Below are 12,037 nucleotides of genomic sequence, written 5' to 3'. Positions count from 1 at the left end.
TTAGCGTAGGCCGAGCGCGCGCAGCTTGGCGTCGGGCGCCGAGTATGGGCGCTCGCAGATGATCTTGTCCGAGCCCGGCGCAAACTCGAACGTGGCGGCCATTCGAACCCGGAAGGTGCGGCCCGTCGGTGCGAAGGTCTTGCCGTTGGCCTGGAGCGGACCGAGATGCGTGCCCTGCAACCAGAACTCTACGAGCACCGTTTGGTCGACGGCAGCAACGGCGATAATTTCGTTCTTGAGGTCGGGGAAGGGAATCCGCGACGAATCAAAGTAGCCGCGCACCTCGGTTTCGCCGTCAAAGACAACGCCGCTGCCATGCATTTCGTAGCGGGGGTGGGCAAACGTATCGATGACGGCATCCCAGTCATGGACACATTCCAGAGCCATGTGGTCCCGCACGGTCTTGATGCGTGCGGCGTCGAGCGTAGCTGACATTAAAAATCTCCTGTGGTAGATGATGAGAATTCGAATGGTGATCGGGTGCTGTGTGTGAGGCCGGTCGCTCAATCCAGCTTGATGTTCGCTTGCGTCGCGATTGCCTTCCACATGGGAATATCGCGGGCATTGACAGCCTGTTGCTCCGGTCCGGGCACATACTTTGCAGTGATACCCAGCGAGAGCAGCTTGTTGACGACGTCAGGCTCCTTGAGCGTGGTTTCCAGGACGCGAGACAATTTCTCCACGATGGGTTTTGGCGTCTTTGCTGGCACGTACATGACCCAGGTCAGTTCGCGGTCGAAGTCCACCCCCTGTTCCTGGTAGCTGGCGACGTTTGACAAGCTAGGCGAACGTCGCGTGCATACAGCGAGCGCCTTGACCTTGCCTTCCTTGACGAAAGGGGTGGCAGTCACCATATCGACGAAGCCCACAGAGATGTGGTTGCCGAGGATGTCGGTCACAATCTGCGACGTGCCCTTGTATGGCACGTGCTGCATCGGTATGCCGGTCTTCTGGCTCAGGACCTCGCCACAGAAGTGGCCCGTGGATCCCGCCCCCCAGCTTGCATACTGAATCGGCGTCTTGTCCTTGCGCGACAGCGCAATCAGTTCCTTGAGGTTGTTCGCTGGATACTGATTGGCAGCAATCATCACGATTGACGAATTCCCTATCGCCCCCAGACTCTGGAAGTCGCGCACCGGGTCGTAGGGCAGCTTCGTGTACGTGGCCGGCGCAAGCTGATGGGTCGACATGCCGCCGATCATGATCGTGTAGCCGTCCGGTGCTGCGGTGGCGACGGCGTGGGTACCGATCGTGCCAGCCGCACCCGGCTTGTTCTCCACCACTACCGGCTGCTTGAGTTGCGCCGCGAAGCGTTCGGCGAGCAGGCGGCCGAGAATGTCGCCGCCGCCGCCGGCGGAGAAGGGCAACAGCATGCGGATAGGGCGATCGGGATAAGTGGCGACATCGCCGGCCTGGGCGGCGGTGGTGGCAAGGGCGAGCAGGGCGCTGGCGAGAAATCTGTTCATGGCTGTCTCCGTGGGTATCCGTCCGTTCTGCGATGCAGACGTCTTCAGTGCGTTCCAATCGATGTGGAAACGTTTCCATGAAAGTTTGGTAGACCATGTGGGGCACGACAATCATGGTAAACTCTATGTCGCATCTAAACGCAACGCAGACTAGAGTTGGAACTGGAAACGTTTCCAATTTTGGGGAGGGAGGCAATGAGTTTGCTGTTTGGTGGCGTTTGCCAGATTGGCTATGTCGTGCGCGACATTGAGAAGGCCATGCGGCACTGGAGCGACGTGTTGGGCGTCGGCCCCTGGTTCTACAAGGAAGCCGTTGGTACCACCGAGTTCCGTTACTACGGGAAGACATCGGCACTGCCAGACCTGTCTATCGCCCTTGCCAATTCAGGGGGCGTCCAGATCGAGCTGATCCAGCAACGCAACGAAGCGCCGTCGCTGTATCTGGATTCCCTGAAGCGGGCAGGAGAGGGCATGCAGCATATCGCCTACTGGACAGACGACCGGTTCGACGAGTACGCGGAAGCCTTACGTGGGCGCGGCTACGTAGAGGGGCACGGTGGCCGCATGGGCATGCGCGGCCGATTTGCCTATTACGTCCACGCGGACTTGCCGGGCAACATCGTGGAGATTTCGGAAATGGCGGGCGGCAAGGGCGAGTATTTCGCGTCGATTGCCGCCGCTGCCAAAGGCTGGGACGGCGCTGATCCCATCCGCCGGATCGGAGCGCCGCAATGACCGCCAACGAAAGCAGGGAAGCAGGGCGACGCGTCGGGGTGGTGACGGGCGCTGCGCGTGGCATTGGATTGGCGATTGGTGCCCGTCTGGCCGCAGAGGGTTTTTCCGTAGCATTGTGGGATCGCGATGCCGGGCAACTCAACGAGGCTGTGCAATCGCTGCGTGCAAGTGGCGCAAACGCGATGTCTGTCGCGGTTGACATTACGGATCGCGCTCAGGTCGACCGCGCGCTGGCACAGTCCACGGAAGCGCTGGGAGCGCCCACGGTGCTGGTCAACAATGCCGCGATTCTGGGGCGCAGCGGCCCGACGATCGAGGCCTCTCTCGATGAATGGAAGCGCGTCTTCGACGTGAACGTCTTTGGCGGGTTGCTGTGCGCGCAGGCTGTGATTCCCCTCATGGTGAGTCACGGTTATGGCCGCGTGGTTAATGTGGCGTCGATTGCCGGGAAGGAGGGCAACCCCTTCGCCGGCGCCTACGCTGCATCGAAGGCAGCGCTGATATCGATGACCAAAAGCCTGGGCAAGGAATTGGCCGAAACCGGTGTGCTGGTCAACTGCATCACGCCCAGCGCGGCTGACACCGATATCTTCGGCGTCTACGACGATAGCCAGCGTGCGCAACTGCAGGCGCGACTGCTGGAGCGCGTGCCGATGAAACGCTTCGTCCGCGTCGAGGAGGTCGCCGAGATGGCGGCCTGGCTGTGCTCCGCGCGTTGCAGCTTCAGCACCGGGGCGGTTTTCGACATCAGTGGCGGCCGTGCGATGTACTAGATGTGGCAAGGGGCGGGGCGGATTTGGGCGATAATCGCGAGCGAAGCCGGCCGCACTGCCGCCATCCGCTAGCAAGCCCCGGGATCAAAAATGAGCAGCCGAACGCGCACCCCTAGTTCCGATACGCCCGCCCGCGTCACGATTCGTGACGTGGCGCGGGCGGCCGGCGTGTCGCTGGGCACGGCCTCGCGGGCGTTAAATCGTAGCGGTCCCGTAAGCGAAGCGGCTCTCCAGGCCGTCGAACGCGCAGCGAAGGCGCTGGCGTATGCACCAGATCCGATCGCGCAGAGCATGCGCACAGGTACTTCTGGCGTGGTGGGACTGCTGGTTTCCGATCTGGCCAACCCCCTGTATGCCCGCATCATTACCGCGGTGGAGATGCGCCTGCAGCGCGAAGGCTACGCCATGGTGGTTGGAAACACTCACAATAGCAAGGCGCAGGAAGAGCTGATGGTGGACCTGTTCCGCCGACGACGCGTCGATGGACTGATTCTCGGGCCCTGTGAAGTAGAGCGTGCCGACTATCTTGAACAGATCTCGCGTGATCTGGCCGTGGTTGCCATGGACCGCGACTTCGGCGAGCAGGGATCGGGCGTTCACGTCGACCACTTCCGCGGCGCATACGAAGCCTGCCGGTATCTGCTTGATCTGGGTCATACGCGCATCGCGCTGATGACCTCCGACGGTGCCTTGCGACCCGGACGCGAGCGTATCGATGGATATCGCGCGGCGATGGCCGAGCGTGGCCTGACGGTGGATGAAACGCTCGTCCGAGCCAGCCGCTCGGCCATGGATTTGTCGTTCAGCGACGCGCTGGCCCTGCTTTCCGCAAAGTCCCGGCCGACGGCATTCATTTGCCTGGGCACGCGCATCCTGTCGGGTGTACTGCAGGCAACGCGACAAACCGGCCATCGGGTGCCGCACGATGTCAGCCTGATCTGCGTCGGCGACGGCGATCTGCCCCAACTGTATTCGCCCGCGATCACCGCGATCAGTTGGGACCTCGAGGCCGTGGGCACGGCCGCCGCTGAAATTCTGCTGCGAGCGATTGGCGGCGCCGCGGAGCGCGCACAGGCGAAGGAGCAGGGGGGGCAGGAAGTACGGCTGACCACGCAAGTCGTTATGCGCGAGTCCTGCGCACCGCCTCCCGCAGCCAAGGCCTGAGCGCACTATCGCCGGGGGCACTCAGCGTGCCTCGACGGAGCCCACGACCATCGGGCCCGGATCGCGTGGCCGGAACCACGCGACCAGAATGACCGCCGCCAGTACCAGCGGCAGACTCAACAGGTAGGGGCTGAGCGTAAAGCTGCCGGTTGCTGCTGGATCGCGCCGACTGCAGCGGGCGCTCAACGCGGCCCTTGGCCTGGCTTGTGTTGGCACACAGGATGTCGATGTTCAACTCGAACAGGGCGCGCCCGAACTGCGTATAGCCGCGGCCTTCGGCAGTCTCCTGTCGGTTGACCCGGAAGATCTCGGCCTGTCGGAATAGAAGGCCATCGGCTTGCCGTGCCGTTCGATGTAGGCCCGGGTGACGGCGAAGTAAGCCGGCGTCGATTCGGTCGGCACGAACAGCAGCTCCATTAGCCGGACGGTGGCGTCGTCGACAAACACCAGCCCACGACGGCCTCGATGACTCTGCTGCGATCCAGTTCCCGCATGCTCATGGTGACGTATCCGGCCGTCCCATGGTGTTGCTCCCGTGCGTGAAACGCAAGGCGAACAGCATGGCCAATCCGGACATTTCTATTTGGCTCAGATACGACATTACTATTTAGCGCCAACATCGTTCAGAGGCATAATGAGTATTATGTTAAATCAATGATCCGAGGCCGAAAGCCCTGCAGGCAGCCTTGCCCCGGCCATGCTGCGGCTGGCTACCTGCCTGTGTACCGTTCCAGCAGCTCCCGTTGCCCGGCTGGCACCTCGTAGGACATGCCGTACATCCCCAACTGCAGGCTCTTGGCAATGCGCAATGCCGGCCGCACGAACTCGGCTGCTATTGGTTTGTTGAAAGTGGCTTGTGCCGTGTCGATGAAGAGCTCGAGCCAGCGGTCGAAATGATGGCCCTCGATCCCCGCGAGCATCATATGGCGGGACAGGACATGGCCCCGGTAGCGCTTGCTCCCAAGGACAATGCTTGACCAGAACGTGTCCATCGTTGTGAGATGCTGGTCCCATCGGCCGGAGATGACTCGGTCGAAAAGCGGGCCGATACTCTCGTCGGCGCGAACCCGCACGTAGAAGGCACGGACAAATGCCGATATTTCGGCTTCGTCGGGCAGTTGCGCGCCTTGGGCCACGGCGTCGCTGGCGGTCTGAAGGTTATTCCCGGGCATCGTCATCCCTAAAAGATGCATCACGAATGCATCTTATCATCTATATAGTCGGGGCTGACGAATGCGCAGATAAACCCCTGCCCTTCGTCAGGTCTTCGCAGCTTGCCTCGAGACCTTGACGGGGATCCGCGCCAGCACAGACGCGGCAGCGTGCTCGTCCAGCACGCGCTGCATCATCTTCGGCTTGAGAATGAGATCTTCGAGCGTGTGTTCGTCCAACACCCGGAAGTATGCGTCCAGCGCCGCGTGCAGCACGCCGCGCAAACCACATATCGGGGTGATGACACATTGATTGCCTTCCGCGTGGAAGCATTCGACCATCGCAAAATCGCTCTCCATCGTGCGAATCACTTCGCCGACGTTGATCTTGGACGCGGGACGGTTGAGCTGGACGCCGCCGGAGCGGCCCCTGAGGGTATGCAGGAAACCCTCCTGCCCCAGCCGGTGCACGATCTTGATCAGGTGGTTCCTGGGAATGCTAAAGCTGTCCGCAATCCGCTGGATCGTCACCAGTTCGTCCGGGTGCGCAGCAATGTAGATTAACGTACGTAGTGCATAGTCGGTGTAGTCGGTCAGTCTCATCTTCGATCCCCACTCGCCTCCAGGACGGGACGCGTCAGTATATCTTACGCGCCAAATGCATCTTTTAGGGAATCGACCCCCGAGTCAAGTGGAATGCGGCCGCCAGGACCGCCGCATCCCACCACGATCAGAACTTGTACTTCACCCCCGCATACAACGCGCGTCCGACCCCTGGGTAGAAAACCGCCGTGTTGGCAGTGCGCGCATTCGCCACGGTGCCGAAGTCACTGACGTAGCGTTTGTCGGCCAGGTTGCGGGCGTCGAGGAACAGCGTGACGCCGCGCTGGAATTCGTAGCTGGCCTGGATGCCGAACAGCACGTAGGCCGGCACCTTCATCGTGTTGGCGTAGTCCACGTAGGCGCCGGTCGGCACCCAGTCGATCGTGCCCGCCACGCGCGCGGAGCCCCTGTTGTAGGCCACGGTCGTGCGGAGCACATGCTGCGGCACGCCCGCGATGCGGTTGTTGCCGTAAACCGGATCGTTGTCGAAGCGGAAATCGCTGTAGTTCCACATTTGCGACAGCGTGAGCCGGTCGCCTGCGCCAATGATATTGCGCAGTATCTCGGCGCTGGCGCCCAGCTCCACGCCCTGCAGGATGGTCCGGTTGGCGTTGAACGTGGAGGCTGGCACGTCGGGGCTGACCGTGTACTGCAGCATCTGGTCGCGCACCAGCGAACGATAGAGTGTCAGGTCCCAGCCGAAGCGGTCCAGTTGCCCGCGCGTGCCCGCCTCCACCGTCCAGCCGCGCTGCTGCGCCAGTGGCACGAACTGGTTGGTCGCGCCGATGGTCTGGTTCAGGTCCGAGAAGTCCGGCACGTCGGCGCTGCGCGTGATGTCGACGAAGGCCTGCACGTCCTTGCGCGGCTCCCACAGCACGCCGAACTTCGGGTTCACGCCGCTGTAGGTGGCGCTGTCCGACTTGGCCGTTGGGCTGGCGGACAAGCCGCCGTAGTCCTGGTACTCCCGCCGGTTGCGGTACGCCTTCGCTCCCGCCATCAGCGCGACCGTAGGCCGCACGTACAGCCGGTCTTCGAGATAGGCCTCGTAGTTGAAGGCATCCTGCCGGGCGTTCAGCGTCTGTGCGCCGCGGTCGCCATTAACGTTGACGTATTGGCGGGCATTGTTGTTGCCACCAAAGAAGCGTGCCCCGGCGATCAACTGGTTGCGCATGCCGCCCAGCGTGAAGTTGCCGGTGTAGCGCGGCGCAAAGCCGTAGGTCCAGTAGTCCTGATCGATGACCTGAAAGATCGGGTGGTACAGGCTCTTGTGGATGATCCAGGTGCTGAAGTCCAGCTGGCCGTTGTCCAGCTTCACGCTGGTCACGTTGGCCAGCCGCTCGGTGCGCGTGTTACGTGCCTGGTCCCCTGCCAGCGCACTGGCGGACGCCTTGCGCGGATCGTTGAGCGCCTCATTGAGCGTGAGCGTGCCTGGCAGCAGCTGGTCGACCACGTAGGCCCCGAAGTAGAAACGCGTTTCCACGGCCGGGCTGAAGCGGTAGCCGAAGTTGGCGTTGAGCTGTTCGTACTGCCCGCGTTCGTGATTGCGGTAGCCCTCCGAGTGATTGACGCTGAGATTGGCGAGGAAGTCGAATGCGCCGATCTGTCGCGATACCTGGCCGCTGGCGCGCGCGGTGCCGAAGCTGCCACCGTCCACGCGCAGCATGTTTGGCGCATCCGCCGTCAGCGCGGTTGGCGTGGTGAAGTTGACGGCGCCGCCCAGCGTCGAGCTGCCGAATGCCAGCCCGTTGCCGCCCTTGTAGACCTCGGCCGCGGAAAGTCCGATGGGATCGATCTGGTAGTAGTCACCGCTGCCGTCCGCGAAGTTGGTCGGCACGCTGTCCTGCAGGATTTCCAGGCCACGCGTGTGGAAGCCGCGCGAGATGCCGGAGCCGCGGATCGACAGGCGCAGCTCCTGGCCGTAGCGCTCCTGTACGTAGACCCCGGGCGAGTCCTTGAGGACATCGCGCAGATTGCTGGCGTAGGTATCGGTGTAAGACTGCGCATCGACAAATCCGACCGACCCGGCCGATTGGAACAGCGTGTCACGCTGGCGGGCCACGCCGGGCACCGTGAGTGAACCCTCGGCTGGCGCCGCTGCGCTGACGGTGATGGTGGGCAGCGTGGGGAGTGGCGCGTCATTGGATGCCTGCGTGGCGTTGGTTTGCGCGATGGCCGCGCCGCTCAGCGCGAGCGTCTGTACGACTACAGCAATGGCGGTCTTGCGCCAGGCTTTTTCAGATCTCATTTTGTTCTCGTCTACGTTTCAGGTGCCGTGGTATGGACCCCGGGCAAGCAACGGAAGCATACGAAGCACGTATCGGCCTGCGCCATGCGACATGGCAGCGCACGGCATTGAAAAGGTCTATTGCGATGTCGGGCATCGATCAGGGCAGCAGATCCGCTATCGAGTAGCCATCGAGCACGGTGAGGTAGGCCACCAGCGCCCCACTCAGCGCCGCGTGACAATCGGCAACGCTCGAGACCACGCAAAATCCCCCGGCGCGAAAGCACGCCATCAAGTCCAACCTGTATTCCAAGACCCGGACCACGTCGCCCACAGTGATGGCCGATGCAGGACACGCCAGGCGTGTTCCACCGATACGCCCGCGCGCGGTGTCGAGGTAGCCAGCACGGCGCAGCGCGTGGACGATCTTGACGACGTGATTGAGCGGCAGCCCAATGGCGTCGGCGATGTTCCTCGCCGTCTGCGGCCTGCCATCGTTGCGCGCGAGATGGACCAGCGCATGCAGTCCGTACTCGGTATAGACGGTCAGGCGCATCACGCATTCCGGCAAGGCGGCACCGTCGGATGGCGTAAAAAGACAGCGACATAGGTATCCATTTGCTCGCAAGACTTCCCGATCCATGTTTCGATGAAGTCTATTAAAGATGCATACCCAATACAACATAAATGCTATGCATCGGATAAAGAGGCAAATTTCCGTTGCATGGAGGACGCGATAGTCCTCACGGGTGGTGTGGCTTAACCCGCTCTGCCGCATCTAAAGATGTATAGTGAATGCATCTTTAAAGGCGAAGACCGGCCACTCAAACAATCGGGGGTACCAAGTTGAAGTCCTTACTTTCCGCAATCCTTGCCACATCGGCGCTTCTGACGGCGCACGGTGCTTGCGCGGCAACCCGGAACTTCGAGATGAACATCGAAGACACCCGGGTCACGTTGGTAGACAAGCAGCAATTCCATACGTTTGCATTCAACGGGCAGGTGCCAGGCCCGCTGTATGTGGTGGATGAAGGCGACGATGTCAACGTCACCGTCAACAACCTGACCGCCCTGCCCCACACCGTGCACTGGCACGGCATGTACCAGAAGAACTCCTGGAAGAACGACGGCGTGCCGGGTGTTACCCAGGAGGCCATCAAGCCCGGCGACTCTTTCAAGTATCAGTTCAAGGCGGCGCCGTCCGGCACCATGTGGTACCACTGCCACGTCAACGTCAATGAACACGTCGCCCTGCGCGGCATGTGGGGTCCGTTGATCGTCCGGCCGAAGAATCCGACCGCTCTGGAGAAGAAGGTCACCAAGGAATTCATCCTGATGTTCTCCGAGTGGGACTCCAAGTGGGCGGACAAGCCCGGCTTCGGCGGCCTGCCATCAGACAAGCCCGACTACTTCACGATCAACGGCAAGGCTTATCCGGACACCCAGCCCATCCGTATCGAGAAAGGCGACGTGGTCCGCCTGCGCCTGATTGGCGCTGGCGACGGCACGCACAGTTTCCACCTGCACGGGCACAGCTTCAAGATCGCCTTCAAGGATGGCTTCCCGCTGGCCAACCCCATCATGGCCGACACCGTGCTGTTCGGGCCCGGTGAGCGCTACGACCTGATCTTCGAAGCCGACAACCCTGGCCGCTGGATGGTTCACGACCACGTCGACTCCCATACCGTCAACGGCGATCGTCCGATGGGCGGAATCATGAGCGTCGTGGAGTATGCGGGCGTGCCTTCGGACCCCTGGTACGACTGGGCCGGCAAGAAGTACCAGCCCAACTTCTACTACGAGGAATCGCTGAAGAAGGGTCCCGGTCAGTACAGCAACGACTTGCTCAAGGGCAAGGCCGTCCAGTAATCGACCCAGGAACGATCTCGATGAACATCCCTCACCTCACGCGCCTTGCCGTGGCCGCCCTCGCCTTCACGGCGGCGGGCACCGCCGCCCAGGCGAAAACCGGGCAGGAAGTCCTGCAGGCGCAATGCGTGGCCTGCCACGCCGTCACGAAACCCCAGAAGCTCGATGTGGATCGTCTGTGGCAACGCAAGGGCCCGGACCTGTACTACGCGGGCGTCAAGTTCAACCAGCCATGGCTGGAGAAGTGGCTGCAGAGCCCGACCACCATCCGCCCCGCGGGGGTGATGGTGGCCCGGGCGGTCAAGGCCTCTGCCGACAAGGGGCCCGACACCATCGACCCCACCGCGCTGAGCCCGCACCCGAAGCTGGACAAGGACGAGGCCGCCGCCGTAGCCGCCGAGTTGATGAAGCTCGGCGGCGATGCCGGCCTGGTGGAGAAAGGCGGCTTCAAGAACGATCCGCCCAACGCCTCCATGGCCAGCCTGCTGTTTGCCAAGCTGCGCGGCTGCGCCTCCTGCCATTCGGCCAAGCCGGGCAACGGCGGCAGCTCTGGGCCGGAGATGGTGGATGGTGGCGCGCGGCTGCAGCCGGACTACGTGGTCGCCTACATCAAGGATCCACAGAAATTCGACCCGCATGTCTGGATGCCGCGCCTCGACCTCAATGATGCCGATATCCAGAAGCTGGCCGGATACATCACCACGTTGAAGGGAGAGCCTAAATGAGGCGCCAGACGACTTTCCTGATGCTCGCGCCGCTGCTTGTGGCCGCTGGCATCAACCGTGCGCATGCCGACGACCAGTTCGCGCATGCCACACGGCTCTACAACACGTATTGCGTGCAGTGTCACGGTGTGAACCGTGACGGCAACGGTGTGAACAGCCGCGACATGGCGGTCAAGCCGCGCGATCACACCGACACCAAGGCTATGGGTGACACACCGGATGAAACGCTGTTGAAGGCGATCAAGGGAGGTGGTCTCGCTGTAGGGAAATCCGTTCTGATGCCGAAATGGGAGGGCCTGCTCACCGACGACGACATGAAGGAAATGGTCAGTTACCTGCGCTTCGTAAGCAAGACTGGCACCAAGTAATACGCAACCGAGGAAACACAAGACAAATGAAAGCCCTTCCAACCCTGCTCTTTGCCGCCGCCGCTCTCCTGGCCGGCGTGCAGGCGCATGCGAAGACCGTCAAGGTCACGATGACAGCCAAGGAGATCGACCTGCCTATCGACAACAAGGGGACGATGTACCGCACCTGGACCTTCGACGGCCAGGTGCCGGGCACCGTGGTCCATGTCACCGAAGGCGACACGATCGAGTTCACACTGATCAACGACAAGGCGAACAAGAACTCGCACTCGATGGACTTTCACGCGGCACGCGTGGATGTCGTCAAGGACTTCGAGGCCGTGAAGCCGGGTGAAGAAGCCCACTACACGTTCACTGCCGACTACCCGGGGGTGTTCTTCTACCACTGCGGCGCGGACCCGATGATCCAGCATATCGCACGCGGCATGTACGGCACGATCATCGTGGATCCGAAGGATTCCAAGGCCATGCCGAAGGCGGATCGCGAGTATGTGCTGATCCAGTCCGAGCTGTACGCGAATCCGGACAACCAGGCGGACATGATGGCCAACAAGTGGACCAACGTCATGTTCAACGGCAGCATCTTCAAGTACGACCCGGTGCATGATCCGAGCGCCACCCGCGTGCTGCAAGCCAAGCCGGGCGAGCGCGTGCGCATTTACTTCGTCAACGCCGGTGTGAACGAGTTCTCGTCGCTCCACCCCATCGCGGGTATCTGGGATCGCGTCTACGGCAGCGGCAACCCCAAGAACGTCCACGTGGGCATGCAGAGCTTCGTGGTTGGGCCGGGCGATGCCGCCACGTTCGACCTGATCTCGCCGAAGGAAGGCGCCAACGCCATCGTGTCGCACTCGCTGCGTCAGGCGCTGTCGGGCGCCATCGCCATCATGCAGTTCTCCAATGATGCCGATCCGAAGGCCGGCAAGGGCGACAACATCCTCGTGAGGTAAGCAGCGCGG

General features: G+C 62.1%; 13 protein-coding genes and 1 pseudogene. 7 read left to right on the top strand and 7 right to left on the bottom strand.

What is annotated here, in order from left to right:
• Positions 1–435, bottom strand: a complete 435-nt coding sequence (locus tag AC1DEL_RS02795; RefSeq protein ID WP_477125174.1) for an ester cyclase — start codon at positions 433–435, stop codon at positions 1–3.
• A 68-nt stretch (positions 436–503) separates the two neighbouring features.
• A complete protein-coding gene (locus AC1DEL_RS02790; RefSeq protein WP_477125173.1) occupies positions 504–1,466 on the bottom strand; it encodes a Bug family tripartite tricarboxylate transporter substrate binding protein in 963 nt (320 codons plus the stop codon).
• Positions 1,467–1,661: 195 nt separating this feature from the next.
• Between AC1DEL_RS02790 and AC1DEL_RS02785 the strand changes: the two genes are divergently transcribed.
• The 3 genes from AC1DEL_RS02785 to AC1DEL_RS02775 all read left to right on the top strand — a co-directional run bounded on the left by AC1DEL_RS02785 (position 1,662) and on the right by AC1DEL_RS02775 (position 4,138).
• The gene (locus tag AC1DEL_RS02785; RefSeq protein ID WP_092301301.1) at positions 1,662–2,201 is read left to right on the top strand and encodes a VOC family protein; all 540 of its coding nucleotides are present in this window, start codon (positions 1,662–1,664) and stop codon (positions 2,199–2,201) included.
• Complete coding sequence (locus AC1DEL_RS02780; RefSeq protein WP_441590921.1) at positions 2,198–2,974, top strand: SDR family NAD(P)-dependent oxidoreductase; 777 nt, start codon at positions 2,198–2,200, stop codon at positions 2,972–2,974. The genes AC1DEL_RS02785 and AC1DEL_RS02780 overlap by 4 nt, the downstream gene beginning before the upstream one ends.
• Before the next feature lie 90 nt (positions 2,975–3,064).
• Positions 3,065–4,138, top strand: coding sequence for a LacI family DNA-binding transcriptional regulator (locus AC1DEL_RS02775; protein ID WP_092301307.1), 1,074 nt, complete (start codon positions 3,065–3,067; stop codon positions 4,136–4,138).
• A gap of 178 nt (positions 4,139–4,316) precedes the next feature.
• On the opposite strand, the pseudogene AC1DEL_RS02770 reads toward AC1DEL_RS02775, so the two are convergent.
• From AC1DEL_RS02770 to AC1DEL_RS02750, 5 genes and pseudogenes are all read right to left on the bottom strand, one after another.
• A pseudogene (locus tag AC1DEL_RS02770) lies at positions 4,317–4,588 on the bottom strand (ISNCY family transposase); the annotation flags it as partial.
• Between the two features lie 260 nt (positions 4,589–4,848).
• A complete protein-coding gene (locus AC1DEL_RS02765) occupies positions 4,849–5,316 on the bottom strand; it encodes a group III truncated hemoglobin (protein WP_255370913.1) in 468 nt (155 codons plus the stop codon).
• 81 nt (positions 5,317–5,397) lie between these two features.
• The gene (locus AC1DEL_RS02760) at positions 5,398–5,892 is read right to left on the bottom strand and encodes an RrF2 family transcriptional regulator (RefSeq protein WP_092297930.1); all 495 of its coding nucleotides are present in this window, start codon (positions 5,890–5,892) and stop codon (positions 5,398–5,400) included.
• 127 nt (positions 5,893–6,019) lie between these two features.
• Positions 6,020–8,137, bottom strand: a complete 2,118-nt coding sequence (locus AC1DEL_RS02755; protein WP_441644737.1) for a TonB-dependent receptor family protein — start codon at positions 8,135–8,137, stop codon at positions 6,020–6,022.
• A gap of 139 nt (positions 8,138–8,276) precedes the next feature.
• Positions 8,277–8,672 (bottom strand): RrF2 family transcriptional regulator, encoded by a 396-nt coding sequence (locus AC1DEL_RS02750; protein ID WP_177219975.1) that lies wholly within the window; start codon positions 8,670–8,672, stop codon positions 8,277–8,279.
• Positions 8,673–9,046: 374 nt separating this feature from the next.
• Between AC1DEL_RS02750 and AC1DEL_RS02745 the strand changes: the two genes are divergently transcribed.
• The 4 genes from AC1DEL_RS02745 to AC1DEL_RS02730 are packed head-to-tail and all read left to right on the top strand — an operon-like array spanning position 9,047 to position 12,028.
• A complete protein-coding gene (locus tag AC1DEL_RS02745) occupies positions 9,047–9,985 on the top strand; it encodes a multicopper oxidase domain-containing protein (protein WP_092297921.1) in 939 nt (312 codons plus the stop codon).
• A gap of 20 nt (positions 9,986–10,005) precedes the next feature.
• Positions 10,006–10,710, top strand: a complete 705-nt coding sequence (locus AC1DEL_RS02740) for a c-type cytochrome (protein ID WP_477113764.1) — start codon at positions 10,006–10,008, stop codon at positions 10,708–10,710.
• A complete protein-coding gene (locus AC1DEL_RS02735; RefSeq protein WP_441590912.1) occupies positions 10,707–11,078 on the top strand; it encodes a c-type cytochrome in 372 nt (123 codons plus the stop codon). Before AC1DEL_RS02740 ends, AC1DEL_RS02735 begins: the two co-directional genes overlap by 4 nt.
• 26 nt (positions 11,079–11,104) lie before the next feature.
• Positions 11,105–12,028: a multicopper oxidase domain-containing protein gene (locus AC1DEL_RS02730; protein ID WP_092297915.1), complete on the top strand. Its 924-nt coding sequence runs from the start codon at positions 11,105–11,107 to the stop codon at positions 12,026–12,028.
• The last annotated feature ends 9 nt before the right edge of the window (positions 12,029–12,037 follow it).

The organism is Cupriavidus sp. 10L43_2 (assembly GCF_056395265.1).
This window is presented reverse-complemented; position numbering and strand designations above follow the sequence as displayed.